Here is a 26,994-nt window from a genome sequence, read left to right as displayed (position 1 = left end):
GGGCGGGCCGCGAAAGTGGCGTGGACGGGGATGGGCTCCTTGGGCGATGGGGCGGGGGCGGGGTGGTCGTGGGCGTGGGGGCGTTGACCCGTCAGCGCTGGGCCAGCAAATCGAATTCCATCCGCACCTTGCGAAACGGAAATTCCAGCCGCGCGAAATACACCACGCGGCCGTCGATGCAGGCGTAGCGACGCAGCTCCGCCACCGGGGACGACACGGGAATCTGCAAGGATTCGGCCGACTCCTGGCCGGCTTCAATCACGTTCAACACCTGGCGCGCTTCGGTGATGCGGGTGCCGTAGAACTGGTCCAGCACGGGCGCCACGGTGCTTTTCTGAATGCGGGTGCGATGCTTGCGAAACAGTCCGCTTTCCAGGAACACCTCGCTGTAGCAAAAGGGGCCGGCATCCGTCGTGTGCACGCGCCGCAAATACTGGAACAGCCCGCCGCGGTCGGCCTCGCAAGGCATGCCCAGCGTGTCGGGCAGTGGCGAGTCGGCGCTGGATTCCACCAGCGACACCGTGCCCAGCTGGTTGCTCAGTTCCACGGTTTCGGCCCAGGTCTTGGGTATCAGCAGCGTGGGCGTTTCCGGTAGTTCGGCGTTGACGAAAGTGCCCGAGCCGCGTGAACGCCGGATCAACCCGTCCTGCTCCAGCAGGCCGAACGCCTGCCGGATGGTCGCCCGCGAAATGCCATAGGTTTCCATCAGCGATTCCAGCGGTGGAATCTGTTGGCCCGGCCGCCAGGTTCGATTCTGGATATGGCTGCGAAACAGCGCCGCCGCTTGCAGGTAAAGCGGCTGGGGGCTGCGCGAAAAAAGCTTGCGGGCGGGCATGGGGTCAGGGCGCGGGCGGTGAGGAAGGATCCGAGAGCATAGCGTTTGCCATGTCGCGCAGCCGATGTTTCTGGATCTTGACCGAATTGGCGCTTTCCACCGAGGGAAAGGCGTCCAGCACCGTGTAGCCCACCGGCACCTTGAAGCCGGCCATCGCCGCCTTGCAGGCAGCGGTCCAGGCGGCGGGATCGGCGTGCGCGCCGTCTTGCAGCAGCACAAAGGCGTAGGGCACGAACTTGCCGTGGCGCGTGGCGCCCACCACCTGGCACGCGCGCACGCCGGGCAGCGTTTCAACCACCTGTTCGATTTCCACCGGGTTCACCAGAAAGCCCGATAGCCGCAGCGAATCGCCCATGCGGGTCTGGAACACAAACTGGCGCTCGGTCAGGGTGTAGCCCAGGTCGCCCGTCTTGAAATAGCCGTCGACGGTGACGGCGTTGCGCGTTGCATCCGGGTTGTCCAGATAGCCTTGCATCAGGCTGGGCGACAGGATTTCGATCTCGCCCGATTGGCCGTGCGGCAACACCTGGCCGCTGTCGGGGTCGCGGGCGCGCACGCGGGCGTCCCGATAGATCAGGGTGCCGCCGGGCTGATGCCGCGCGGCCACGTCGCCTTCGGCCGGATCGCGGGGCTGGCCCGCCACCAGCGCGATCAGCTCGCTGGAACCGTACAGGCCGGTCAGCGGCACGCCCGCCTGGCGCGCCAGGTCCAGCATGTTGTCCAGCGCGGGGGTAAAGCTGGCAAAGCCGAACAGCCGCGCGGACGTGAAAGCGCTGGCCGGCGCCGCCTGCATCATGCCCACCAGCGCCTCGTTGTTGGCATAGGTGTGCGTGACGGCATGGCGCGCGATGGCGTCGGCCGATTCGGCCGCGTTGAACACGGGCGCGCACACGACCGGCACGCCGCGCGCCAGGCCGCCCACCAGCGTGGCAAAGCCGAACGCGCCGCAGAACGGTGCGCTGGCCAGGATGCAGCTTTCGTCGTCGTATTCGAAAGCGTCGGCCACCGTCGCGCCGTGGCGCAGCAACGTTTGCTGGTCGTGCAAAACAAATTTGGGTTTGGACGTGGTGCCGGACGTGGTGAAGCAAAGCACCCCGGCGTTGCCGTGCGGGCAAGGGAGCGGGGCCTGGGTGGCGAGCAGGTCGGCATAGCGATGCGCGGGCTTGCCGTGCAGGGACGCCGAGCGGGCGCCCGCGTCGGATTCGGCAATGGCCACGACCCCTTGCAGGCGCGTCAATTCCTGTGGGGGCACATCGGCCAGAATGCCCGCGAAATCGATGCCCTTGAATCCCGGCCAGAACACCAGCCAGTCGGCCTGGCCTCGTCCCAATATGTCGGCCACTTCCAGCGCGCGAAAGCGCGTGTTGACGGCCAGCACCAGCGCGCCCAGATGCGCGCACGCCAGGAAGGACTCTACCCAGGCGGCGCAGTTGGGCAACCACACCGCCACCCGGTGGCCGGGGCGCACGCCGATATGCGCCAAGCCCGCCGCCAACGCGCGGCTTTGATCGCGTAGCTGGCGCGCGCTGATTGGCACGTTCTGGTCGATCAGCAGTGGGGACTCGGGGCGGCTGCCAACCAGCGCGTCCAGGTGCGCGGCAAAGGTCGAAAAAGGCGGCGTCATGGCTTACACCGTGGCAATGGGCGTCACCGGCGAGCCCACCGCGCCGGGCATGCGCAGCGGCGGGGCGGTCAGCAGGAAACGGTTGCGCCCGTTGGCGTGCAGCCAGTCGGCCAGGTCCTTCAAGTACCAGAGCTCGGCCAGCGGTACGCCAAGCTTGAAGAGGCAATGGTGATGCAGCGGCAGGATGGAATGGCCGGGGCCGGACGTGCGCGCCGGATACGATTCCACGGCGTAGTTGTCGGCGCAGATGGCGGCTACGCCGCTGGCGCTGATCCAGTCCAGCAAGGCGCTGTCGGTGCCGTCCAGCACCGCGCCGGTCTGTTCCAGCGCGTGCGGGTCGGGCTGGCCGTTCATCTCGATTAAACGGTCGGCAAAACCGGTGCGCAGCACCAGCATGTCGCCCGTTTCCACCTGCACCTTTTGTTCGCGCATGGCCGCTTGCAGCTGCTCATGGCCGACCAAGGTGCGACCCGGGCCGAACGCGCGTTCCAGGTCCACCAGCACGCCACGCCCCTGCATGCCCTTTTCGGCATAGCGGCTGACGCTGAGCTTGCGCGCAAACGAGCCGCCCGGCGGGCAGCAGGCATCGGCAGCCGTATCCGGGTCAGCGCCGCCAAACACGTCTACGCCCGCGGCGTAGCCGTTGTAGTAGACGCGGCGCGCTTCGCCGTCGCCCTGGATGTCGAACAGCGCGCCGACGTGGCACAGGCCATCCCACTGCGTGGAATATTGCATCGACAGCGTGACCTGGTCGTCGGACAGCACGTCGACGGCCTCGGGCTGCAACTGCGACATCGCAAAGTTCAGGTACGGCGTGCCTTCACGGAACGTGGGTTTCAGCGTGGGCGCATGGCGGCGGGGATTGAGCACGTTGCCGCCGGGCAGGTCCAGCGGCAGCGACAGGCAGAACACCTTGCCCGCGCGCACTTCGCGCACCGCCTGCAAGACCTTTTCCTCGGTCAGCAGGTTCAGCCGACCCAGCTCGTCGTCCGGGCCGAAGTCGCCCCAGGTGGATCCTTCCGGGCGTTGCGTCCAACGTTTCATTGCTTGTCTCCTATCCGATTTCTATGTTTTTATAACTATAGTACGTATTTACGTACTTTGAGCAGGCGCCGTCACTAGCTGCCGTTTTCGCCGCCGTTCAATTCAAAAGAAATCCGCAAACAGCGGGTTCGACAGGAGACAAGTTCATGACCCAATCCGCTTCCCCGCGCGCCGGGCGGCGCCGTCTGGCGCTGGCCGCCCTGGCGTTGTTGGCGTTGCCCGTGGCGCATGCCGCCGGCTATCCCGACCACCCCGTGACCGTGGTGGTGCCGTATCCCCCGGGCGGCGGCGCCGATATCTTCGGCCGTGCCATCGCCAACGCCTTGCAGCCCGGGTTGAAGCAGACAGTGCTGGTGGAAAACAAGCCCGGCGCGGGCGGCAACATCGGCATGGCTCATGTGGCGCGCGCCAAGCCCGACGGCTATACGCTGGGCCTGGGCACCATCGGCACGCAGACCATCAACCAGTTCCTGTACAGCAACATGGCGTTCGATCCGGAGCGCGACCTGGTGCCGATTGCCCTGGTGTCCACTACGCCCAATGTGATTGCCGTCAGCGCAAAGTCGCCTTACAAGACGGTGGCTGACGTTATCCGCGCCGCCAAGCAATCGCCCGACAAAAAGCTGACCTACGCATCGCCGGGCATCGGCTCGTCGGTGCACCTGACCGGCGCCTATTTCGAAGCGATGGCGGGCGTGACGATGTTGCACGTGCCGTTCAAGGGCACGTCGGCGTCGCTGCCGGCCGTGGCGGGCGGGCAGGTGGACCTGCTGTTCGACAACCTGCCCGGCGCGCTGGCGCAGATCAAGGACGGCAACCTGGTGCGCGGCGTGGCCGTGACGTCGGCCGAACGCGACGCGTCGGTGCCTGATCTGCCGACCGTTGCCGAATCCGGCCTGCCCGGTTTCGACGTGACGGCGTGGTTCGCCTTGTATGCCCCGCGCGACACACCGGCGCCGGTGGTCAAGCAGCTGATCGAGGCCGCGCGCAGCGGATTGCAAAGCGCGGCCGTGGCCACGAATTTCGCCACCATGGGCGCAAAACCCGGTACGCTTTTCGGCGCCGACCTGGCCGCCTTCGAACGCGCCGAGCGCAAGAAATGGGGCGGGCTTATCAAAGACCAAGGAATCACCGCGCAATGAACACGCCCATCGCACTTGTCACCGGCGGTAGCCGCGGCATCGGCCGCGCCATCGTGGCCCGCCTCCTTAATGACGGGTATCAGGTCGTCAATTTCAGCCGCCGTCCGCCCGATGCGGTGCTGCCGGGCGAGACTTTCCGTTCGGTCGACCTGGGCGATGCGGCCGCCACGCGCCAGGCCGCGCAAGCGCTTGCGGCCGAGCGCCGCGTGCTGCATCTGGTGAACAACGCCGGCATGATCCAGGTGGCGGATATCGCGGACGTGACCGAGGCCGATCTCCAGCGCACCCTGGCCTTGAACCTGACCGCGCCCGTGCTGCTGCTACAGGCGCTGCTGCCCGCGATGCGCCAGGCGAAGTACGGGCGCGTGGTCAATATCGGCAGCCGCGCGGCGCTGGGCAAGGGCGGGCGCACGGTCTATGGCGCGTCCAAGGCCGGGCTGGCCGGCATGACGCGCACCTGGGCACTGGAGCTGGCGGCCGACGGCATCACGGTCAACACGGTGGCGCCCGGGCCGATCGCCACCGAATTGTTCAACCAGTCCAACCCCCCGGGGGCGCCGAAGACGCTGGCCCTGCAAGCCTCCATTCCCGTGCAGCGGGTGGGCCAGCCGGAAGAGGTCGCGCACAGCGTCGCGATGTTCCTGGATCGGCAGGCCGGGTTCATGACCGGGCAACTGCTGTATGTCTGCGGCGGGATGTCGGTGGGCCTGGCGGGCTGACGCGGGTCGGGACGTCGGGGCCGTCGGGGTCGCGACGCTGCGCGGCATCCGGCAGCGGTGCGCGCAGCCTACTGCGGCTTCCATACGCGGCCATCCGTGGAACGGAAGCGGCCGCCGGTGGCGCAGCATCCGCCCGCGCCCATCGCCATTTCGCCGATCTCGGCTTCCACCATCTTGCCCACGCGGCTTAACGACTGCCGCTGGCAGTCCATGAACGATGGGTAGAACTCGGGTTCCAGCACCTTGGTCCAGCGGCGCCCGCCGGATGCACTTTCCGGATCGGCTTCGTTCAGGTAGACCTCGCAATCGTTGACGATCAGGTGCACCGGCTGGCCGTTAAGGTCGCCCTTGAACTCGCGGTTGGGCGTCAGGTCTTTGAACAGGCGCTGTTCCAGGGTCAGCTTGGGCGGGCCGGCGGGGTCGTCGCAACCGGCCAGCAGCGGCAGGGCAAGGCCCACGGCCAACAGCGCAAGGGCACGACGCAAGGGCTTGCAAGGGACAGCGGGTGTGGTCATGGAGCGGGCCTGTTGTGGAGTGGCCCGACAAATCGTCGGACCGATTTTTTCGACATCTTACCGGTCGCCTGCAACGCGTCGGCGCGCTCTTGGCGCAGCCGCCGCAGCACTTCGGTGGGCGCCACGCCGAAGTGCGCGGCAAATTTTCGCTGGAACGTGCGGCGCGACATATGGCAGGCATCGGCCATGTCGTCCACCGTCCAGCGCGCCGACAGCTTTGCCTCGATCTTCTCGACCAGGTCCCGGAACGGCGCGGACACGCGATCCTGCAAGCGCAGCGTTTGGCTGTATTGGCGCTGATCGCCATCGCGCCGCATGAAGACGACCAGGCGGCGGGCCACTTGCTGCGATAGCGCGGCGCCAAAGTCGCGTTCGATCAGCGCCAGCGCCAGGTCGATACCCGCCGTCACCCCCGCCGACGTCCAGTACTTGCCGCTTTCGATAAAGATGCGGTCGTCTTGCACGCGCAACGCGGGGTACATCAGCCGGAGCCGGTCCGCGGATCGCCAATGCGTGGTGACCGCGCGGCCATTGAGCAGGCCGGCGGCGGCCAGCACGAAGGCGCCCGTGCAAACGCTGCACGTACGCGGGGCAAGGGCGTCGCGGCGTCGCAGCCAGGCCATGGTTTCGGCGTGCGCGCTGGCGCGATCCACCCCCGGGCCGCCCGGCACGAACATCATGTCGATCGGTGCATCGGCATCGTGTTCGAAGGTGCCGTCCACCTGCATGCGCAGCCCCTGTTCCCAGGTGGCGACCACCGGCGTTGCCGCGATGGTGCGCAGTTGGTAGAGCGGTTTGCCGGCCTCTTCGTTGGCGGACGTGAATGCCTGCCACGGGCCGGCCAGGTCCAGCGGCTGAAAGCCGTCGTACAGCAGGAACAACACGCGTTGTGGCGCAAATTCATCCGCTTCTGGCGCACCGGCGCGGGCGCGTCCGCCTATGCTGGACGCTGGCGTTTTCAAGGGAGCATCGTCATGCATGTGAATTTTCTCTTGTTCGAAGGGCTGACCCAGCTGGATATGACCGGGCCCTACGAGGTCTTGGCGAACGCGCCGGGCTTCACGGTGGATTTTGTCGCAAAAACGCGTGATCCGGTACGGTGCGATCGCGGCTTGCAGTTCGTGCCCACGCAAACGCTGGCGTCGGCGCGGCAATGCGATCTGCTGGTGGTGCCGGGCGGGCCGGGCACGGATGATGCCATCGTGGACGCCGATTGGGTGGCCTTCACGCGGCGGCAGGGCTTGGCGGCGCGCTATGTATTCGGCATCTGCACCGGTTCGTTGTTGCTGGGCGCGGCGGGGTTGCTGCGCGGCAAGCGGGCGTCCAGCCATTGGCGCGCGCGCGAACTGCTGTCGCGGTTTGGCTCGATTCCCAGCGAAGAACGTCTGTGCGTGGACGGCAACACCTATACGGCCGGTGGCGTCACGTCGGGCATCGACATGGGCTTGAAGGTGGTGGCGGCGCTATGCGGCGAAGACGTCGCCAAGCTGATCCAGTTGCAAATCGAGTACGACCCCAAGCCGCCGTTTCCCGGCGGCACGCCAGCCACCTCCGAGCCCGCCGTGGTCCAGCGTTATTTGTCGATGTCGCAGGCGCGCTTTGACCGTCGCGCCGCCCGGGTGGATCAGGCGGCGGCGAACATGCCGCCGTGAAAACAGGCGGGGCTACTTGCTCAGGTGGTCCAGCGGAAGCGGGCTTTGCGGTTTAACGGTTTGAATGGCGAAGTTGCTGCGGATGTCTTTCACGCCGGTCAGCTTCAATAGCGTGCCCAGCAAAAAGCGCTCGTAGCCGCGCAGGTCCGGCACCACCACTTGCAGCAGGAAGTCGGACTCGCCCGATACCAGGTGCGCCGCAATGACTTCGGGCAGGGCGCTGACTTCCTTGCGGAACTGCTCGGCGTCGCGCTCGTGGTGTCGCTCGACCTTCACCCCGACGAACACCGTCAGGCCCAGGCCCACTTCGTCAGGCGCCAGCCGCGCTTCGTAGCCCTGAATGACGCCTGATTCTTCCAGCATGCGCACGCGCCGCAGGCAGGGCGATGGCGACAGGCCAATCTGCTCGGCCAGCTCTACATTGGTCAGGCGGCCGTTCTTCTGCAAGGCCTCTAGAATGCGGCGGTCGTAAGCGTCCAGTTCGTGTTTTGGCATAGGTGATGGAAATGGGGGGACGTATTGGCTTGATATGCCAATCATCATAATTCCCTTGGCATGAATCGCAAGCACATGCCAGCCCGATTTCCCTAGAATCACCGCGTTAAACAGCATGCGTGGGAGCGCGGATATGGCCGATATGGCGTTGTTTCTTGGGGCTTTGCTGGTTGTATACGTGGTGCCCGGCCCGGACATGATCCTGTTGCTGGAAACCGGCGTGCTGCGCGGGCGCGGGCAGGCGCTGGCGGTGGCGGTCGGGCTGGCCATTGCACGCGCCGCGCACGTTACCTTGGCCGCGCTGGGCCTGGCGGCCTTGTTCAAGACCCATCCCTGGGCCTTCGACGCCGCGCGCACGGTGGGCGGGTGTTATCTCATGTGGCTGGGCGTGAAGCTGTTGCGGGCCAAGCCGGTCGTGCTTGACGCCACTGGCCCGCAGGCGGCGCGCGGCAAGGGCCTGGGCGCCGCCTTGCTAAGCGGCGTGTTGACCAATGTGCTCAACCCGAAGGCCCTGCTGTTTTGCTCGGTGCTGTTGCCGCAATTCGTGTCGCCCGCGCAGGGGTCCATCGGGCAACAATTTGCGGTGCTGGGCGTCATTCTCGTCAGCTTGGGGCTGACGTTCGATGTGATCTGCGCCTTGGCGGGCGGGGCGGTGGGGCGCTGGATGTCTGCCAGCCCCCGCGCCCAGAAAGTGCAAAGCGTGGTCTTCGGCACGGCGCTGATCGCCTTCGGCCTGCGCCTGACCTTCGCGCAGCGCCCGGCGTGATGCCGGCAGGGGCGGACGCCAGGCATTGGCCAGACGCCCATCCCCAACCGCACGCCGCGTCCTGCTCGTTTACTTGCCGAACGCAAACTCCCCGGCGTCCACGTCGTCGTTGTCCACCTGCTCTTTCACGGGCGGGGGCGTGGCGCCGTCTTGCAGCATTTCGGCCGGCGTCATGCCCTTGGTCAGTTCCAGGGCCTGGCGTTCGAACAGGCGCCGGTACAGGCCACCCTTCAAGCGGATCAGCTGGTCATGGCTGCCTTCTTCAATGATGCGGCCATGGTCCATCACCAGCAGTCGGTCCAGCGCGCGCACCGTCGACAACCGGTGCGCCACCACCAGCGTGGTGCGGCCCACCATCAGGCGGTCCATGGCCTGCTGGATCAGTACCTCGCTTTCGCTATCCAGGCTGGAGGTGGCTTCGTCTAGGATCAGGATGGGCGAATCCGCCAGGAAGGCCCGCGCAATGGCCACGCGCTGGCGCTCGCCACCCGACAGCTTCACGCCGCGCTCGCCCACCAGCGTGTCGTAACCCTTGGGCAGCGACATGATGAAATCATGCGCGCTGGCCAAGCGGGCGGCCTTCTCGATCTCGGCCTGCGTGGCGCCCGGGCGGGCATAGGCGATGTTTTCGGCCAAGGTGCGGTGAAACAGTACCGGGTCCTGCTGCACGATCGCGATCTGGCTGCGCAGCGACGCCTGCTTCACTTGGGCAATGTCTTGCCCGTCGATCGTGATGCGGCCTTCGTTGACGTCATACAGGCGCTGGATCAGCTTGATGAACGTGGTCTTGCCCGACCCGGAATGCCCCACCAGCCCGACGCGTTCACCCGGCGCGATGCGCGCCGAGAACTTGTCGTACAGCGGCGTGTTGTGCGCGCCATAGCGGAACGTCACATCCTCAAAGCGGATCTCGCCCGCGCTGACGCGGATGGCGCCCGCGCCCGGCCGGTCGGCCACGCCCAGGGGCTGGCGTTCCATCGCCACCAGTTCTTCCATGTCGTTGACCGAGCGTTGCAGGTTGCGGATGTGCATGCCCACGTCGCGCAGATAGCCTTGCAGCACGAAGAACATCGTGAGCGTGAACGTGATGTCGCCCACCGTGGCCTGGTTGCGCGACCACAGCAGCAAGGAGGCGCCCAGGATAGCTGCCTGCATCGCCACCAGCATCGCGCCCTGGATGCCGCCGTTCAGCGTGGCGCGTACCCAGGTGCGGCGCGTGCGGTTGCGCCACTTGTTCACCACGCGGTCCAGGCGTACTTCTTCGCGCGTTTCGGCGCCGAATGCCTTGACCACCGCGTTGCAGCTGACGGCGTCCGCCAGCGCGCCGCCCATGCGCGTGTCCCAGGCGTTGCCCAGGCGCGCGGCCGGCGCCACATAGCCCAACGACAGCGCCACGGTAACGGCGATGTACAGCACCGAGCCCAGCCCAACCACCAGCCCCATCACCGGCCAGTGCGCGCCCAGCAACGCCGTTGCCCCCACCAGCATCACCACCGACGGCAACAGCGCGATCAGCAGCGTGTCGTTCAGGATGTCCACGGCCCACATGCCGCGCGTGATCTTGCGCACGGTGGAACCCGCGAAGCTGTTGGCGTGCCAATCCGTCGAGAAGCGCTGTACCCGATAAAAGGCGTTGGACACGATGCCGTTCATCATCTTCAACGTAAACGTGATGATGTTCTGGAACACCGCCTGACGCAGCAGCGTGCCGCCCACGCCCAGCGCCACCAGCAGCCAGAAGGCGGTGATGGCGGCGCTCCAGGCCAGCGCATCGCCGGACGAGCCGGACGCCACGGCGTCGACCAGGCGGCCGGCATACATCGGCGTCAGGATGTCGGCGACGGCCGACAGCAAGGCCAGCAGCACGATGACCAGCGTGCGCCACGGCTGGAAGGCCCAATGCCGAAAGGTAAAGCCCAGGACGTCCTTGAAGGCCTGTCCTCGTAAGTCGATTTTTTTTCTAGCCATAACAATGGCCTGGCGGCACAAGACACGCCAGGATGTCCTTGTGATGAAAGCGGGGATGACATGCCGGGCGCAATGAGCGCCGGCGACTGCGTTTATGTTTTTGGGGCGGGCACGGAGGACCAGTCGCTAGGTAACGGTCTAGCGATGGGTCCGCGCGGGCGACGACTTAATGGCGTCGCGGGGACACGCGCGGGACGGCGTACGGCATGGGGTGATACATCATGCGGCCTCCCTGGCGGTAAGTGAAGTGAGTGAAAAAGAAATGGGCAAACGCCCGAATTGCTGATTCTATAGAGATGAGTTAAGGGAATCAACGGGGCGCCGCGCGCGCGGGCCGCCGATGTGGGTTTTTTTCAACGCGGGCGGCTGCGTGGCCGGAAGGAGGCGAAGCCGGCCCAGCATTGCTGCGTGAAGTCGTACAGCGCATCTTGCGCCGTCAACGGCGTGCGCCCGGCCAGGCGCGCCAGCACGTAATGGCCTTGGCGCTGCGGGTCGGACGGCAAGGTCACTTCGACAAGCCGCCCGGCCTCTTGCTCGCGCTGCGTCACGCAGATCACGCCCAGCAGCAGCGTGTCGGTATGCAGCGCCAGATCCACCAGCGGCTCCAGGTTTTCGCAACGCAAGGTGACCATCTGCTCGGGCGCGCCACCCGGACCCAGCGTCTCCGCTAGTCGCAGCGAGACCTCGGGGCTCAGCGTGCTGGACGCCACCGGGTACTGCCGCACGTGCTCGATACCAACCTGCTTGTGCGCCAGGATGGGGTGGCCGGGGCGGCACACCATGCCGGCGCGCAGCGGCGCCAGCGGGCGGGTGTCGATGTCGGCGGCGTCATACAGCATGCGCGCATCGCACACCATGGCGTCGATGCGTTCCCCGCGCAGCATGTCCAGCAACGCGGCGGTGGCGCCCAGTTCGACACCGACGCGCACCTGCGGGCGATTGGCCGCCATGTGCGCCAGAAAAGGCGCCAGCAGCAACGAGGCCGGCGTGGGGCTGAGCCCGATGGTCAACGTGCCGGAATCGCCACTGTGCAGCGCCTTGAGTTCGCGTTGCAGCTCGGCTTCTTCGAAGCGCATGCGACGCGCGCGTTCGGCCACGCAAGCGCCATAGGGCGTCAGGTGGACCTGGCGGGTGCCCCGGTCCAGTAGCGGCAAGCCCAGCTCGGCCTCCAGCGCCTGGATGCTGCGGCTTAAGGCGGGCTGCGACAAGTTCACCTTTTGCGCCGCCAGCGAAAAAGTGCCGTATTCCACCACCGCCAGCAGGTGTTTAAGCTTTTGAAAATCCATAACCTTTCCGCATCAAAGTCATGACATAAATGCATTGGCATTATAAGTAATGCCTTCTTATCATGGTCCCCGACGGCGCCCGACAGAGGCGCCGCGTCCCGCGCCTGGGCACTCGCACGATGGGCGCGGCTTATCAATTCGGAGACAGATTCAATGAAGCAGCATTTGTTGTCGGCCGCCATCCTGGCGGCCTGCGCCAGCGTGGGCGCGGCCCCGGCCCTGGCCTTGGAAACATCCCGGAACGCGAATTCCGCCCAGCCTGCCATGCAAGGCTCGGCGCCCGTATCCGCCACCGGCGGCCAGGCGTCCCCGGCTGCATCCAAGGCCGTCACCATCCGCCGCGATGGCTACGGCATGCCCCACGTGTACGCCGACACGGTCTACGGCCTGTTCTATGGCTACGGCTACGCGGTGGCGCAAGACCGCTTGTTCCAGATGGAGATGGCGCGCCGCAGCACGCAGGGGCAGGTCGCTGAAGTGCTGGGCGAAAAAATGGTGGCGTTCGACAAGTCCATACGCGGCAATTTTTCGCCCGAACGCATCCAGCGCCAGCTGGCCGCGCTGCCCGATTCCGAACGCCAGATTCTGGACGGCTATGCCGCCGGCATGAACGCGTGGATCGCGCGCGTGCGCGCCCAGCCCGACACGCTGATGCCCAAGGAATTCAACGACCTGCAATTTCAGCCGATCAACTGGACAGCCTATGACGTGGCCATGGTGTTCGTGGGCACCATGGCCAACCGGTTTTCGGATGCCAACAGCGAGGTCGACAACCTGGCCCTGCTGACCGCCTTGAAGGACAGGCACGGCGAGGCGCGCGCGATGCAGATCTTCAACCAGCTGCGCTGGATGACCGATAGCCGCGCGCCTACCACCGTGCCCGAAGAAGAGGGCGTGTATCGGCCGGGAGCCCCGTCGGCCTCGGCGCCGGCACCGGCCAAGCTGTCGTATGCCTTGCCGCGCTACGACGGCACACCGCCCATGCTCGAACGCGTGGCGCGCGACCCGCAGACGCGCGGTGTGCTGTCCGATACGCCCACCGACAACGCCACCGACCCCGCCGCCGATGCACCTGCCCGCATGCTGGCGCAGTTCGCCGAATCAGGCCAACCCGGCATCGCCGGCTTTCCCACCACCAGCAATATGTGGATCGTGGGTCGCGAGCACGCCAAGGACGCCAGGTCCATCTTGCTGAACGGCCCGCAATTCGGCTGGTGGAACCCCGCCTACACCTACGGCATCGGCCTGCACGGCGCCGGGTTCGACGTGGTGGGCAACACCCCGTTCGCCTATCCCAGCATCCTGTTCGGCCACAACGCCCATGTCACCTGGGGCTCGACGGCCGGCTTTGGCGACGACGTGGACGTCTACGCCGAAAAGCTCGACCCCGCCGACCGCACCCGTTATTTCCATGACGGCCAGTGGAAGACGATGGAAAAGCGCACCGAGCTGATCCCGGTCAAGGGCGGCCAGCCGGTGCTGATGGACGTGTACCGCACGGTGCACGGCATCGTCACCAAGTTCGACGACAAGCAGCATGTGGCCTACGCCAAGGCGCGCGCGTGGGAAGGGTACGAGCTGCAATCGCTGATGGCCTGGACGCACAAGGCGCAGGTGCGCAACTGGGACGAATGGAAGCAGCAGGCCGCGCGCCACGCGTTGACCATCAACTGGTACTACGCCGACGATCGCGGCAATATCGGCTACGCCCACACCGGCTTTTATCCCAAGCGCAAACCCGGCCACGACCCGCGCCTGCCCGTGCCGGGCACCGGCGAAATGGACTGGGACGGCATGCTGCCGTTTGCCACCAATCCGCAGGTCTACAACCCGCGCCAAGGCTTCATCGGCAACTGGAACAACCAGCCCATGCGCGGCTATCCGTCCACCGACCTGTTCGCCATCGTGTGGGGCCAGGCCGACCGCTACGCCGAAATCGAAACGCGTCTGATGGCCATGACGGCCAACGGCGGCAAGGTCAGCGCGCAGCAGATGTGGGACCTGATCCGCACCACCAGCTACGCCGACGTGAACCGCCGCCATTTCCTGCCATTCCTGCAACGCGCGGTGGCGGGCCTGCCGGCCGATGATGCCCGCGCCAAACTGGTGGCAGGGCTGACCGCCTGGGACGGCATGGGCACCAGCGATAAGCAGCCGGGTTACTACGACAACGTCGGCCCGGCGGTGATGGACGCGTGGCTGCGCGCCATGCTGCGCGCGACCTTGGCCGACGACATGCCGGCCGATTTCTTCAAGTGGTACAGCGCCACCGGCTATCCCACACCGGCCGCGCCGGCCGTGGGTTCGCTGAACCTGACGGTGGGCGTGAAGGTGTTGTTCAACGCGCTGGCCGGCCCCGATGCCGGCGTGCCGCAAACGTACGACTTCTTCAACGGCAAGCGCCCCGAATCCGTCACGCTGGCCGCGCTGGACGATGCCCTGGCCACCTTGCAAAAGACCTATGGCCAGGACCCAGCCGCGTGGCGCATTCCGGCCGCGCCGATGGTGTTTGCGCCCAAGAACTTCCTGGGCGTGCCGCAGGCGGATGACAAGGCGGTGCTGAGCTTTCCGTCCACCCAGAACCGGGGCACCGAGAACAACATGACGGTGTTCGACGGCAAGGGCGTGCGCGCGGTGGATGTGGTGGCGCCGGGGCAAAGCGGCTTTGTCGCCCCGGACGGCACAGCGTCCGTCCACTCGCGCGACCAGTTCGACATGTACCGGGACTTCGGCAGCAAGCGTGTCTGGTTCACGCCCGCCGAAGTGCGCGCCAACGCTAAGTCGGTAGAGACGTTGCGCTACTGACCGCGTAGCCGCCCTGGTGGCTGGCCAGGCGCGCATAAGCCCCTTGCCTGGCAAGCAATTGGTCGTGCGTGCCGGCCTCAGCCAGCGTGCCCCGGTCCAGTACCAGGATCAGGTCGGCGTTGCGGATGGTGGACAGGCGGTGCGCGATGACCAGTGTCGTGCGGTGCTGCATCAGCGCATCCAGCGCGCCTCGCACCTGTAGCTCGGACAAGGTGTCCAGGTGCGAGGTCGCTTCGTCCAGAATCAGCACGGGCGCATTCTTCAAAAAGGCGCGCGCAATCGAGATGCGCTGGCGCTGGCCGCCGGATAACTGCATGCCGCGCTCGCCGACGGGCGTTGCCAGGCCGTCGGGCAGTTGCTTCACGAAGTCGGTCAGCGCCGCCTGGTCCAGCGCGCGCGCTACCTCGTCGGGCGTGGCCTCGGGGCGCGCCAACCGGATGTTTGCCTCCAGCGTGTCGTTAAACAAATACGTGTCCTGCGTGACCAGCGCCACGCGTTCGCGCAGGCCGTCCAGTTGCAGTTGGCGCACGTCGATGCCGTCCAGCTTGACCGCGCCCAGGCGGGGGTCCCAGAAGCGCAGCAACAGGCTGGCCACCGTGCTTTTGCCCGCGCCCGATGCGCCCACGATGGCCACCGTGGCGCCGGCCGGCACCTTGAAGCTAAGGTCGTTCAGCGTGTCTTCCTCTTTGCCCGGATACGCGAAGGTCACGTGTTCAAACGCCAGCGCCAGACCGTGCGTGGCCACGGGCGGCGACAGCGGTCCGTCGGTCACGGGCTCGGGTTCGTTGCTGACCACATGCAGCCGGCGCGTGGCCGCGATGGTGTCCGCCAACTGGCGGCTGACTTGCGAAATTTCGGAAACGGGCAGGAAGGTCGCCATGGCGATCAGCACCAGCAGGGGCAGCATCCCGGCCGACAAGGCGCCGGCCGACACCTGCAACGCGCCCACCACCGCAACCGCCAAGCCGCCCAGCCCCATCGCCACTTCAAACCAGGCGTTCTGCTTGGATAGGTCGCGCAGGATGGCAAGGCGCCGGACGCGGTAGGCGTCGGCCACTTTCAGGAATTCTCCACGGCGGCGGCCGGTGGCCTGGAACGCGGTCAGGTCGGCCAGCCCCTGGATGGTGTCCGTGGCGTGCGCGCTCATTTCGCCCAAGGCCTGGCGCGCCTTGTCGCCCAGGGCGTCCACATGACGGCGGCCGCGCACGGGCGAGACCAGCGCGTACGCCAGAAAGGGCAGCAGCGCCAGCGCCACGGGCCAGCTGTAGACGGCCAAAAAGCCCAGCACCGACAGCGGCACCAGCACCGACACGATGGCCGGGGCGATGGTGTGCGCGTAGAAGTACTCGACCATTTCGACGTCCTGCGTCGCCAGCGCTACCAGGTCGCCAGAACGGCGCTGCAACAGATAGGCGGGCGCCAGCCGTTCCAGCTTGTCGAAAAGCTTGACGCGCATGTCGGCCAGCAACTGATACGCCATCGCATGCGCCAACCACGACTCCAGCCAGTGGAACAGCGCGGCCAGCGGCGCGCAGACCAGCAGGCCGGCGACCAGGCCGCCAATATCGCGGCCATCGCGGATAGCGGCCACGATCAGGGCGCTGAATACGCCGACGCCAATAAAGGCCGCCACGCGCGCCACGCCCAGCAAGATGGTGGCGGTCAAGGTGCCACGCCATGGCCGGACCACGGACAACAAGGTGCCCAGCGTGGCGCGCCAGCCGACCTGTTCGGCGTCGGCGTCCAGCGGGCGCAGGGCAGGGCCCTGGGCGCGGTCGTCGTTGTCTTGCAGGGATTTGGCGGCGTCGGCCGTGCGGGTGTTGGTGGCGTCGACGGGGGCGTCAGCGGGTGCGTTGATGGATGCGTCGTTCAGCGCGTTGAGGGGCGTGTTGAGCGATGCCACCGCCACCCCGGCCGACGGATTCTCATGCGCTTCGGCCTGTTCGTGCATCAGCCGGTAATACAGCCCGCGCTGCTGCATCAACTGCGCGTGTGGGCCGGCTTCGACAATGCGCCCGTGGTCCAGCACCAGGTTGCGATCGGCCCCGATCACGCTGGCCAGCCGATGCGCCAGGATCAGCGTGGTGCGGCCCGCCATCAGGCGGTCCAGCGCCTGTTGGATCAGCGCTTCGTTTTCGGTGTCCACCGACGACAGCGCTTCGTCCAGGATCAGGATGGGCGCGTCGCGCAGCAGGGCGCGGGCAATGGCCACGCGCTGGCGCTGGCCGCCCGACAATTGCAGGCCGCGCTCGCCGATGCGCGTGGCATATCCGGCGGGCAGCGCCATGATGAAGTCATCGATATTGGCGGCGCGGGCGGCGGCGCGCACCTGTTCATGCGTGGCGTCCGGCCGACCCAGCCGCAGGTTGTCGTCGATGGTGCCGTGAAACAGCGTGATGTCCTGGCTGACCAGCGCGATCTGCGACAGCAGCGTTTGCGTGTCCAGCGTGTTCACGTCGTGCCCGCCGACGCGGATAACGCCCGCCTGCGGCACGCATTCGCGCAGCAGCAGGCGCACGATAGTGGACTTGCCCGCGCCGCTTGGACCGACCACGCCAACGCGTTCGCCCGCCGCGATGGTGAACGCCAGCCCCTGATGCGCGCGGCGTTCGGGCGTGTAGGCAAACGCCACGTTGTCGAATTCGATGGTGGGCGCCAGCTTGCCGGATGTGGGCGGCGCGGCAACAGCGTGGCCACCTTGTGCGCCGTCTCGGGCCACGGACGCGGGCACGGAAGCCGACACGGAAGCCGACACGGACACAGGCACGGGCGTAAGCGGTTGCGCATCCATCAGCGCATGGATGCTGACGGCGGCGGATTGGCCCAGCATGCCGCGATGCAAGACCGAGCGCAGGTCACGCAACGGCCGGAAGATCTCGGTGCCGGCCATCAGCACGATCAGCAGCGCTTCCACGCTCATGTCGCCAGCGGCCACGCGCCACGCGCCCAGGGTCAGCGCCAGCGCGGCGCCCAGCGCCACGCCCAGATCGCTGATGCCGCGCGTCAGCAAGCTGACGGACAACACCCAGAATGTGTTGTCGGACAAGCTGCGGGCGCGCGCGGCCAAACGCCGGCCCCACGCCTTGCCCTGACCATAGGACTTCAAGGTGGGCAGGCCTTGCACCGCATCCAGGAAGTCTTCGCCGAACGCATTCAGCGCGCGGGTGCGCGCCTGGCTGGCGCGCCGGTCCAGCATGTGCACGGCCATGGGGCCGAACAGGGCGAACAGCGCCGCCGCCAGAAACACCAGCGCCGTGGGCACGTCCCAGAATGCAATCACCGCAAAGATCGCGAAGGGTGCGACGGCCGCGATGGCCACTTGCGGCAGGTACTGGCCGAAAAACGTTTGCAGCTGCTCGACGCCATCGACCACCGTCAGCATGACGCCGCCGGTGCGCTGGTTGGCAAACCACGCGGGTCCGAGCGCGACGATACGGTCATACAGCTTGCCGCGCAGGCTTTGCTGGATCCGGGCCGATGTGTGGTTGGCCTGCACGGTGCGCCAGTGGTCGAACAGCGCGCGCAGCAGCACCATCGCGCCCACGCACAGCGCGGGCGTGATCCAGTCTTGCCAAGGGGCGCCGTTGAACACGCGGGCCAGCAGTTGGCCCAGGAAGACATAACGGGCAATGCCCGCGCCCAGCGCCAACAGGCCCAGGAAAATGCCGCCCGCCATGCCGGCGCGCAACCCCGCCGTCATTCGCCACAATCGAGAGTCGAAATACATATCAGTGCTCCATCCAGAGCCAGCATGGTCGCTGATCCGACGGCTTCGCGATAGCGAGTGTTTTTCAATCATGGGTTGAGATAAACTCAACCGATGCCCGATCAGCCCAGCCACACGCCACCCCTGGCGGCCCTGCGCGCCTTTGAAGCCGTTGCCCGCCTGGGCAGCCTGAGCCGCGCCGCCGCCGAACTGCATGTCACCAAGAGCGCGGTCAGCCATCAGCTGCGGTCATTGGAGGCGGATCTGGGCGTGCCGCTGTTGCGACGGGGTGGCACCGTGCGCCGCGCTGAAACCACCCCGGCGGGCAGCGAGCTTCTGGTTTCCGTACAACAGGCCTTGACCCTATTGGACTCCGCCTGCCGCCAGGTTCGCGCCACGGCGCGAGGCAAGCGCCGCTACACGCTGAACGTGTCGGCCAACCCGTCGCTGGCGGCGCTGTGGCTCGCGCCGCGCATCGGCCGCTTCATCGAACTGCACCCGGACATCGGCGTGCAGGTCTATCTGCACGCCAGCCAGGATCCCGCCTGGAAAAGCCAGGATATCGACCTGGCTTTTCTACACGTGCGCACCGGCGGCCCGCATGTGGCCGAGACCGGCGACATCGCGCTGATGACCGAAACCGTGGTGCCCGTGTGCAGCCCGGCCCTGATCCCCGAAGCCGACCGCAACGACCCGCGCGTGTTCCTGCGGCATCGCTGGCTGGAGGAAAAGCACATCGATAGCCCGGAAACAGACTGGCGAACCTGGAGCCCGCGCCTGGGGCTGGCTGATTCCGATTGGCAGGAACCGATGGTGCTAAGCGGGCTGAGCACCGTCGTGGCCGCCGCCGCCGCGGGCGTGGGCATCGCCTTGGGACGCGCGCCGCTGATCGACGAAGACCTGGCCAGTGGCCGGCTGGTGCCGCTGGTGCCGCAATTGCGGATGCCGGGGTCGTGGGGCTATGTCATGCGCGTGCACGCCAACCGTCCCATGGACGCATCGCTACCCGCGCTGGTGGAATTCCTGGCCGAGGAAGGACGCGGCAAGGTGGACGCGCAGAATCATGGTGTTCCGCCCGGCTCGCGTGCGGGGGATGTGGCGGACGCCGCAAGGACATGACGATGAGATGGAATGGGTATGGGACCGGGCCGGGTCGCGCGGGTGTGGCAGGCGTGGGTCTGGGGTTATGGCTGAGCGTTACGGCGGGCGGGGCAATGGCTGCGGGGGTGACGGCTGCCGCAGCATCGGCTGCCGCAGCGTCGGCTGCCGCAGCATCGGCTGCCGCAGCACCGGCTGCCGCAGCATCGGCTGCCGCAGCATCGACCGCGGGGGCTTCCGGGGCCACGCTGGCACGGTGGGAAGCCGATGACCGGGCTGCCGGCATCGCGCCACCCGACACGCCGTGCCAGGACTTTCTGCAAACCCTGGGCAGAAAGCCCGACTATCTTGAGTACCTGGGCTGCGAGCAGGACGACGATTCTTACATCCAGCCGATGCGGGCGAACTACCGCGTCAGCGGTTCATCCGCCGTCAAACTGGAAGCCTATCTGATGCACGAATTCGGCATGCCCGCGCTGGAATACGTCTGCTGCGGCTGGGCCAGCCCGGCGCCGTTCGCCTGGCGCGCGGGACGCGGCGGCGTTGCCTACGACATCGGCATGGGCGTCGAAACGCCACGCTTGCCGCGCGCACAGTGGGACCAGATTCCCAGCTTCAACGTCAGCGTCGGCATCGTCCGCAAAAGCCCCTAACGCCGGTCCGACGTCGGCGTCAGGCGCGCGCACCCCGCGGCGCCACATCCCGTGCATGGGATGGGCCGGCTGCGCACGCCGGCCAGGCGCGCGGGCCGGGGCTGATTGCGCTGCTTTAGTTAGTAGGGCTCTTGGGGCTCATCCCCGGCGCGCCGTCGTCTGCTTGAGCGCAGCGCCGACCATCGCCTGCACCACCGGGATGACCTTGTCGGCCAGATCCGGGCGGTAGCCGTAGGGGTACGTTTCGTCCATGTAGGTGGACTGGCACATTTCCAGTTGGATGGCATGCACGTTGTCGGCCGGCGAACCGTAGCGGCGCGTGATGTACCCGCCCTTGAAGCGGCCGTTCACCGCCCAGGTGTAGTCCTTGCAGGTGTCCAGTTGCGCCTGCACGGCGGCCAGGATGTCGGGCGCGCAGGCCGCGCCGTCGGACGTGCCGATGTTCAGGTCCGGCAGCTTGCCTTCGAACAGGCGCGGCAGCACGCTGGCGATGGAATGCGCTTCCCACAGCAGCACGGTGCCGTGCTCGGCCTTGATGCGATCCAGCTCGCTGCGCAGCTGGGCGTGATACGGCTGCCAATAGGCTTGCAGGCGGTGTGCGCGTTCGGCGTCGGTCAGCACGCCGTCGTTCTGGTACAGCGCTTCGCCGCGAAAGGTCTGCGTCGGGCACAGGCCGGTTTTGGTCTGGCCGGGATACAGGCTTTCATCGTTGGGCGGGCGGTTCAGGTCCACCACGTAGCGCGAATAACGCGCGCCCAGCACCGACGCACCCAGCGCCTGGGCAAATTGGTACAGCGTGTCCAGATGCCAGTCGGTGTCGCCGGACTGCAAGGCCAGCGGCGTCATCTGCGGGCGCTGCGCGTCGGGAATCTGGCTGCCAAGGTGGGGAATGGAGATCAGCAGCGGGGCGGTGCCACGGCTGAAATGGAAAAGATCGCTCAAGGGAAAACTCCGGGTCACAAAATAAAGGTGCGGCAAATGCGTCGGCCGCGGCGTGGCGCCTATATGCAGGGCGCTTTGGTGTGGCGCCCTTGCGTTGCGCCTGTGTTCAGCGCCTGTGTTCAGCCCATGTGTTTAGCGCCTGTTTAGCGCCTGTATCCTGGGCAACGCACGCCACCGCGACAATTGCAGCAGTTTAATAGACGTTGATAATCAGAAAGTCGTGAAGCAGATCGGTGTGAGGCGGGCTGCCATCGCGCCCGGCATTGCGCCCGGCATCGCGCCTGGCATCGCGCCGAACGCGGCAGGAAGTGTGTAAGGTAGCGGGCATTGCATGATTGAACCGTCGCGCCCGGCAAGGCGCCTGTCGCGAATTGCGCGTCCTTTTATCGGGAGTTCCATGATTGATGACCTGATCCAACTGGGCAAGCTAATCAGCCTGGGTCTGGCGCTGATGCTGCCGTTGGCCAATCCGCTGACTTCCATGACGCTGCTGCTGTCGCTGGGCGCGCAGATTCCCTACAAGGAACGCGAACGCCAGGTTACGCAAGCGGCGTTTTACGTGGTGGGCGTGATGCTGGTCACCTACTACGCCGGCGCGTGGATCATGCATACCTTTGGAATTTCGATTCCCGGATTGCGCATCGCGGGCGGGCTGATCGTGGTCAGTATCGGCTTCAGCATGCTGTTTCCGCCCGCTGAGCCGCGCACGCTGGCCGCCGAAGCCGCTGCCGACGCACAGACACGGCAGACGCCCAACATCGCCTTCGTGCCGCTGGCCTTGCCGGGCACGGCGGGGCCCGGCACCATCGCCATGATCATCAGCGGCGCGGCCTCGGTGGACGCAACCATCACGCCGCAATACGCGCCGTGGGTCGTTGCCGTGACGCCGGTCATCGTGTTCGCGCTGCTGGGCCTGTTGTTCTGGGTGTGCCTGCGATCAGCGGGCCGTATCGTCGCCGTGATCGGGCAAAGCGGCGTTGAGGCCATTTCGCGCGTCATGGGCTTTTTGCTGGTGTGCATGGGCGTGCAATTCGTCATCAACGGCGTTATGGAAATCGTGGGCGTTCATGCCGGTGGCTAAGAGGGCGGTGCGCAGGGCGGCGGCCATGGCGGGACGTGTGTTGCTGACCTTGCTGTTGGCGGGGTCAGCGTTGTGGGGATGCCTGGCGCTGGCCTATCAGGCGCCCGGCGGCAACTGGGGCAAGGGCGCTGCGGGCGTCGCATGGACGGCGCTTTGCGTGATGGCGATGGTGGCCGTGTGGCGGGCAGCACCGTGGCGACGGCGCGCGGGCTGGGCCTACGTAGTGGGGCTGGCGTTGCTGTGCGCCTGGTGGCAAACGCTGGCACCCTCCAACGACCGCATCTGGGCCGACGACGTGGCCCGCATGTTGCGCGGGTCCGTGCAAGGTTCCGTCGTCACCCTGCAAAACGTCCGTAATTTCGATTGGCGCGCGGACGACGACTACACCGTCCGCTGGGAAACGCGCCAATACGATCTGGACCAGCTGGTGTCCGTTGACATGGTGCTGTCGTACTGGGACGGCCCGACCATTGCCCATACGCTGGTGTCCTTCGGCTTTGCCGACGGCCGCCATGTTGTTTTCTCGGTTGAAATCCGCAAAGAACGCGGCGAGCAATTCTCGGAAATCGGCGGCTTCTTCAAGCAGTTCGAACTCAGCGTCGTGGCCGCCGAAGAACGCGACATCCTGTATGTCCGCGCCGGGCCGCGTGGCGAAAACGTCTACCTGTACCCGGTCCACATGCCCCCGGACGCCATGCGCCGGCTGTTCCTGTCCTACGTGGACACGGCCAACTCCCTGACCACCACGCCGCGCTTCTATCACACGGTCACCGCCAACTGCACCACGCTGGTCTATCACATGGTCAACGCCATCGTGCCCGGCCTGCCACTGGATTACCGCCTGCTGCTGTCGGGCTACCTGCCCGAATACCTGTACGAACAGGGCGGCCTGGACACCAGTGTGCCGCTGGACGCGCTGCGCAAGCGGGCGGCGGTGGGGGCGCTGACGACGCCGGAGGAGGATCCGGTGGCGTTTTCCAGGCGGATTCGGCGCTGAGCCGCTGGCTGCAACCAGAACGATCACTTTCCCGGCAGATGTTTCCCAGCGTTACGGAACAGTGTTTTCCATCCCCCATTTCACGTTTACTTCACGGTTCGTGCGGTACATTTGCTTCCGAGTGTTATTTTCTGCATGCAGTTTTTCATCCGGTTTCCGTGCCGGAGCGTCTTATAAGGAGGGCGTCAGATGTTTTGGCTGGCCCTGTTCATGGCGGTTGTTTTGGTCTTTCTTGGCGCGGTCCTGCTGCGCCAGCCCGGCGTGGCACTTTACGACTGGGCTGCCACGCGCCGAGCTGTTCGTCGTTCTGTCGCCGCTGCGCCTGTCCCGCGCGCGCATGCTCCTGCCGTCAAGCATCCCGCCGCAGCCACATTGAGCGGTTAAACGCTTTCTTTGCGCCGCACCGGTGCTTGTTGCCGTCGATGTGATCTGCCACAGAAGTCGAAAAAAAACGCCACCCTTTAAAGGATGGCGTGAATAAAGGCAGCCGCCCGACTCTGCTCAGTTGGGCGGCCCGCAGCCCGCTTAGAAGCGGTGGCGAATGCCAGCGCCCACGGTGCTGATCTTGTTGCCATTGATAAAGGCGGCGCCGTCGGCGTAGGAAGCCAAGGCGTACAAGTTCGTGCGCTTAGACAAGTCGTAGGTGTAGCCGACGCTGTAGATGTCCATCGCGTACAAGTTCTTGTTCGGGTCAGCGCGCTGCCACGAAGCGAAGATGTTGCTGGCAGCGCCGATCGGAGCGCTTACACCAACCATGTACGAGTTGATGCGCAACCCATCCCACGTGAAGCGGCCGTTGGTGAAACCCTGGCCTTGCGCGGAGCCGTGAAAGCAGCCCCGGCATCAACAATAGGCAAGACCGTCCGGATAGATCAAACTGAAAACGACGTAATGGTTCCAGATATACAAATAAGGGCCATATTCGACAGTCTCCCCGGGACGAGGCTAGGATTTTTCAAATATTCGGTTACCCGAGACACATATAAAAACTCACGTTTTATTGCTGCCGTACAACAGTTTCCTGCTTGAAGGCGCGATCGACGGCAGCGGGCGGTGTGGGCAGACGCAGGTGGCACCAGCAGTCGAATGGACCAAGATAGGGACGGACCATGACCGCTGCGTCCGGGCGAAGCGAGTACACTTGTCCGCCGTTTTGCTTTCAGCCCCAGAATTCTCCATGATCTCCACCGCATGCGGCGTCGACTTCGGTACGTCTAACTCCACCGTCGGCTGGAGCCGCCCCGATCAGCGCGCGCTTCTCGCCCTGGAAGACGGCAAGACCACCTTGCCGTCGGCCATTTTCTTCCATGACGAAGATGCCGAGGTCAGCTACGGCCGCGCGGCGATTTCCGATTATCTGGCGGGTTACGACGGACGCTTGATGCGTTCGATGAAAAGCTTGCTGGGCAGTTCGCTGATCGACGGGTCCACGGAAGTGCAGGGGCGTTCCATTCCGTTCCGCGTGCTGCTGACGCGCTTTATCGCCGAGCTGAAGCGGCGCGCCGAAACGGCTGCCGGCCGGGACTTCACGCGCGCCGTGCTGGGCCGGCCGGTGTTCTTTGTTGATGACAACACCACCGCCGACCAGACCGCGCAGGATACGCTGGGCGAGATCGCGCGCAGCGTCGGGTTCACCGATATCGAATTCCAGTTTGAGCCGCTGGCCGCCGCGTTCGACTACGAATCGCAGATTGACCGCGAAGAGCTGGTGCTGGTCATCGACATCGGCGGCGGTACGTCCGACTTTTCCTTGATCCGCCTGGGTCCGGGCCGCGCCGCCAAGGCGGACCGGCGCGAAGATATCCTGGCGTACGGCGGCGTGCATATCGGCGGGGTGGATTTCGACAAGCAACTGAGTCTGGCGCACGTGATGCCCTTGCTGGGGCTGGGCAGCCAGTTGCGTAGCGGCAAGGATGTGCCGTCGACCCAATACGGCAACCTGGCCTGCTGGCACACCATCAACCAGGCCTACACGCGCAAGGCGGCAGAGCACTTTGCGTACATCCGTGCCGAAGCCGGCGACCGTGACAAGATCGACCTGCTGTTGAACCTGGTGAAGCAGCGTGCCGGCCACTGGGTGGCGGTGCAGGTGGAAGAGGCCAAGATCGCGCTGTCTGAAAATCCGGCCGCGCGCATTGATCTGTCGCGCGTGGCCCCGGACTTGGGCGTGGACGTGACGCGGGCCTCGTTTGACGCCTGCGTCAGCCGCCTGATTGAAAAGGTGGAAATCACCGTTGGGGCCTTGCTGCGCGACGCGGGCGTGGCCACGGCCGATGTGGACACGGTGTTTTTTACTGGCGGCTCCAGCCGGGTGCCGCGCTTGCGCGAGACCGTGTCGGCCCTGGTGCCGGGCGCGCGCAGCGTGGAAGGCGACCTGTTCGGCAGCATCGGCGCCGGCCTGGCGCTGGACGCCAGGCGCAAGTTCGACTAAGCCTCTTGCCGTTGCTGGACGCCGGGGGCAGGGATGCCTTGCTTCAGTCCGGCGCTGCACGCCTGAGACAGGCGCGTTCAAGCGCGGGCGCAACCCGCGGGCGCAACCCGTTAATGCGCCGCGCCCGTCGGCGATGGTAAGCTGCAAAGCTTGCCCGGGGCGGCACGCCGCCCGCTTGTTTCAACAGACCCAGTTGCCGTCATGACCCGCCCATCTTCCGTTAGCGATACGCATCTTGTCGAAACGCTGGTGACCAGCGAAGCGCCGTTCGAAGGCAGCTTTTTGAAGGTTCGCCGCGATACCGTCAGCCTGCCCAACGGCCACACCGCCACCCGCGAATACATCGTGCATCCGGGCGCTGTCGTGGTGATTCCGTTGCTGGACGACGGCCGGGTTCTGCTTGAACGCCAGTTCCGCTACCCGATCGGTCGCGTCATGACGGAATTCCCCGCCGGCAAGCTTGACCCGGGCGAAGACCCGCTGGTGTGCGGCAAACGCGAATTGCTTGAAGAAACCGGCTATACCGCCGACCAGTGGGCGCATGCCGGCGCGTTGCATCTGGCGATTGCCTATTCCACCGAGATCATCCACATCTTTTTTGCGCGCGGCCTGCGCGCCGGCGACAGGCAACTGGACCAGGACGAATTCCTGGATGTGATCAGCGCCGAACCCAGCGAACTTCTGGCTGCATGCAGCCGTGGCGAAGTCACCGACGCCAAGACCTTGACGTGCGTGTTGTGGATGCAAAACGTCTTGTCGGGCGCGTGGAAGCTGGACTGGCAAGACAACGCCGCCTAGCCGTCACGGCAAGCCAGTCGCCATGGCCGCATTCCCTGTCCTGATCCAGCCGTCCGGCCTGCGTTTCGATGCCGAGGCGGACAGCTCGGTGCTGTTGGCGGCCCAGGCGGCCGGCATCAAGCTGCCCAGTTCGTGCCGCAACGGCACGTGCCGGGCCTGCATGTGCCTGATGCTGGATGGCTCGGTGACGTACGCGGTCCAGTGGCCCGGGTTGTCGCGGGACGAAAAGGAAGAGGGTTGGATCCTGCCATGCGTGGCCCGCGCGACCTCGGCGCTTGAGATCCAGGCCCCGCTTGCCGAGCCGCTTGCGCCCACGGCGCTGGTCGCGCGCCCGTTGACGGGGGCGCGGCGCTGAAGGCGGCCCAGGAAGCCCGAGCGCCCTGAGCCCGTCTATACGCGCCCTAAGTCCGTCTCTGCGCGCCTTAAGCCCGTCTCTG

Annotated in this window: 22 protein-coding genes and 1 pseudogene; 12 read left to right on the top strand and 11 right to left on the bottom strand. The window is 66.1% G+C overall.

Translation table 11 applies throughout. The features are described from left to right. Positions 1–91: 91 nt before the first annotated feature. Genes AC0Z35_RS25050 through AC0Z35_RS25040 form a run of 3 tightly spaced genes read right to left on the bottom strand, consistent with a single transcriptional unit; the run spans position 92 to position 3,503 of the window. Complete coding sequence (locus tag AC0Z35_RS25050; RefSeq protein ID WP_046804777.1) at positions 92–835, bottom strand: GntR family transcriptional regulator; 744 nt, start codon at positions 833–835, stop codon at positions 92–94. Positions 836–839: 4 nt separating this feature from the next. After that, positions 840–2,459 carry an AMP-binding protein gene (locus AC0Z35_RS25045; protein ID WP_485132731.1) on the bottom strand — a complete coding sequence of 540 codons (1,620 nt, stop codon included), beginning with the start codon at positions 2,457–2,459 and terminating at the stop codon, positions 840–842. 3 nt (positions 2,460–2,462) lie between these two features. After that, positions 2,463–3,503 carry a cyclase family protein gene (locus tag AC0Z35_RS25040; protein WP_485132732.1) on the bottom strand — a complete coding sequence of 347 codons (1,041 nt, stop codon included), beginning with the start codon at positions 3,501–3,503 and terminating at the stop codon, positions 2,463–2,465. A 146-nt stretch (positions 3,504–3,649) separates the two neighbouring features. Between AC0Z35_RS25040 and AC0Z35_RS25035 the strand changes: the two genes are divergently transcribed. Both AC0Z35_RS25035 and AC0Z35_RS25030 read left to right on the top strand, forming a co-directional pair. Further along, entirely contained in the window at positions 3,650–4,645 is a 996-nt protein-coding gene (locus tag AC0Z35_RS25035; RefSeq protein WP_485132733.1) for a Bug family tripartite tricarboxylate transporter substrate binding protein, read from the top strand. Then, positions 4,642–5,364 carry an SDR family oxidoreductase gene (locus AC0Z35_RS25030; RefSeq protein ID WP_485132734.1) on the top strand — a complete coding sequence of 241 codons (723 nt, stop codon included), beginning with the start codon at positions 4,642–4,644 and terminating at the stop codon, positions 5,362–5,364. Before AC0Z35_RS25035 ends, AC0Z35_RS25030 begins: the two co-directional genes overlap by 4 nt. Before the next feature lie 68 nt (positions 5,365–5,432). Here AC0Z35_RS25030 and AC0Z35_RS25025 read toward each other — a convergent pair whose 3' ends face one another. Next, positions 5,433–5,879, bottom strand: coding sequence for a hypothetical protein (locus tag AC0Z35_RS25025; protein ID WP_485132735.1), 447 nt, complete (start codon positions 5,877–5,879; stop codon positions 5,433–5,435). After that, positions 5,876–6,763, bottom strand: coding sequence for a GlxA family transcriptional regulator (locus tag AC0Z35_RS25020; protein WP_485133021.1), 888 nt, complete (start codon positions 6,761–6,763; stop codon positions 5,876–5,878). The genes AC0Z35_RS25025 and AC0Z35_RS25020 overlap by 4 nt, the downstream gene beginning before the upstream one ends. Before the next feature lie 90 nt (positions 6,764–6,853). On the opposite strand from AC0Z35_RS25020, the gene AC0Z35_RS25015 reads away from it, so the two are divergent. After that, on the top strand, positions 6,854–7,531 hold the full coding sequence (locus AC0Z35_RS25015) for a DJ-1/PfpI family protein (protein WP_485132736.1): 678 nt from the start codon (positions 6,854–6,856) through the stop codon (positions 7,529–7,531). A 12-nt stretch (positions 7,532–7,543) separates the two neighbouring features. Here the strand turns inward: AC0Z35_RS25015 and AC0Z35_RS25010 are convergent, their stop codons facing one another. Further along, the gene (locus AC0Z35_RS25010) at positions 7,544–8,026 is read right to left on the bottom strand and encodes an Lrp/AsnC family transcriptional regulator (protein ID WP_046804771.1); all 483 of its coding nucleotides are present in this window, start codon (positions 8,024–8,026) and stop codon (positions 7,544–7,546) included. A 142-nt stretch (positions 8,027–8,168) separates the two neighbouring features. Between AC0Z35_RS25010 and AC0Z35_RS25005 the strand changes: the two genes are divergently transcribed. Further along, positions 8,169–8,792, top strand: a complete 624-nt coding sequence (locus AC0Z35_RS25005) for a LysE family translocator (RefSeq protein WP_240434072.1) — start codon at positions 8,169–8,171, stop codon at positions 8,790–8,792. A gap of 69 nt (positions 8,793–8,861) precedes the next feature. Here AC0Z35_RS25005 and AC0Z35_RS25000 read toward each other — a convergent pair whose 3' ends face one another. Both AC0Z35_RS25000 and AC0Z35_RS24995 read right to left on the bottom strand, forming a co-directional pair. Continuing rightward, entirely contained in the window at positions 8,862–10,760 is a 1,899-nt protein-coding gene (locus AC0Z35_RS25000; protein ID WP_046804769.1) for an ABC transporter ATP-binding protein, read from the bottom strand. A 353-nt stretch (positions 10,761–11,113) separates the two neighbouring features. Beyond that, a complete protein-coding gene (locus AC0Z35_RS24995; RefSeq protein WP_485132737.1) occupies positions 11,114–12,046 on the bottom strand; it encodes a LysR family transcriptional regulator in 933 nt (310 codons plus the stop codon). Between the two features lie 153 nt (positions 12,047–12,199). On the opposite strand from AC0Z35_RS24995, the gene AC0Z35_RS24990 reads away from it, so the two are divergent. After that, entirely contained in the window at positions 12,200–14,851 is a 2,652-nt protein-coding gene (locus AC0Z35_RS24990; RefSeq protein ID WP_485132738.1) for a penicillin G acylase, read from the top strand. Here AC0Z35_RS24990 and AC0Z35_RS24985 read toward each other — a convergent pair. Then, positions 14,823–18,578, bottom strand: a complete 3,756-nt coding sequence (locus AC0Z35_RS24985) for an ABC transporter ATP-binding protein/permease (protein ID WP_485132739.1) — start codon at positions 18,576–18,578, stop codon at positions 14,823–14,825. The genes AC0Z35_RS24990 and AC0Z35_RS24985 overlap by 29 nt on opposite strands. Before the next feature lie 93 nt (positions 18,579–18,671). On the opposite strand from AC0Z35_RS24985, the gene AC0Z35_RS24980 reads away from it, so the two are divergent. Beyond that, a complete protein-coding gene (locus AC0Z35_RS24980; protein WP_485132740.1) occupies positions 18,672–19,676 on the top strand; it encodes a LysR substrate-binding domain-containing protein in 1,005 nt (334 codons plus the stop codon). A 107-nt stretch (positions 19,677–19,783) separates the two neighbouring features. Further along, on the top strand, positions 19,784–20,308 hold the full coding sequence (locus AC0Z35_RS24975) for a DUF4952 domain-containing protein (protein WP_485132741.1): 525 nt from the start codon (positions 19,784–19,786) through the stop codon (positions 20,306–20,308). A gap of 138 nt (positions 20,309–20,446) precedes the next feature. On the opposite strand, the gene hutG is transcribed toward AC0Z35_RS24975, so the two are convergent. After that, on the bottom strand, positions 20,447–21,250 hold the full coding sequence (gene hutG / locus AC0Z35_RS24970; RefSeq protein WP_485132742.1) for an N-formylglutamate deformylase: 804 nt from the start codon (positions 21,248–21,250) through the stop codon (positions 20,447–20,449). A gap of 397 nt (positions 21,251–21,647) precedes the next feature. Between hutG and AC0Z35_RS24965 the strand changes: the two genes are divergently transcribed. Both AC0Z35_RS24965 and AC0Z35_RS24960 read left to right on the top strand, forming a co-directional pair. Beyond that, positions 21,648–22,331 carry a MarC family NAAT transporter gene (locus AC0Z35_RS24965; protein ID WP_046804762.1) on the top strand — a complete coding sequence of 228 codons (684 nt, stop codon included), beginning with the start codon at positions 21,648–21,650 and terminating at the stop codon, positions 22,329–22,331. A gap of 25 nt (positions 22,332–22,356) precedes the next feature. After that, on the top strand, positions 22,357–23,328 hold the full coding sequence (locus tag AC0Z35_RS24960; RefSeq protein WP_485132743.1) for an Lnb N-terminal periplasmic domain-containing protein: 972 nt from the start codon (positions 22,357–22,359) through the stop codon (positions 23,326–23,328). 525 nt (positions 23,329–23,853) lie between these two features. On the opposite strand, the pseudogene AC0Z35_RS24955 reads toward AC0Z35_RS24960, so the two are convergent. Further along, positions 23,854–24,108 (bottom strand): annotated as a pseudogene (locus tag AC0Z35_RS24955) (porin); the annotation flags it as partial. A 397-nt stretch (positions 24,109–24,505) separates the two neighbouring features. Between AC0Z35_RS24955 and AC0Z35_RS24950 the strand changes: the two are divergent. The 3 genes from AC0Z35_RS24950 (at position 24,506) to AC0Z35_RS24940 (ending at position 26,912) form a co-directional block, all read left to right on the top strand. After that, entirely contained in the window at positions 24,506–25,759 is a 1,254-nt protein-coding gene (locus tag AC0Z35_RS24950) for an Hsp70 family protein (protein ID WP_046804759.1), read from the top strand. Between the two features lie 201 nt (positions 25,760–25,960). Beyond that, positions 25,961–26,557 carry an NUDIX domain-containing protein gene (locus tag AC0Z35_RS24945; protein WP_104144388.1) on the top strand — a complete coding sequence of 199 codons (597 nt, stop codon included), beginning with the start codon at positions 25,961–25,963 and terminating at the stop codon, positions 26,555–26,557. 22 nt (positions 26,558–26,579) lie between these two features. Next, the gene (locus AC0Z35_RS24940) at positions 26,580–26,912 is read left to right on the top strand and encodes a 2Fe-2S iron-sulfur cluster-binding protein (RefSeq protein WP_485132744.1); all 333 of its coding nucleotides are present in this window, start codon (positions 26,580–26,582) and stop codon (positions 26,910–26,912) included. Positions 26,913–26,994: the final 82 nt, after the last annotated feature.

Source organism: Achromobacter sp. 1L-A-4-B-C2 (genome assembly GCF_057291955.1).
The sequence above is the reverse complement of the archived record's forward strand: the minus strand, read 5'-3'. Positions and strand labels throughout refer to the sequence as shown.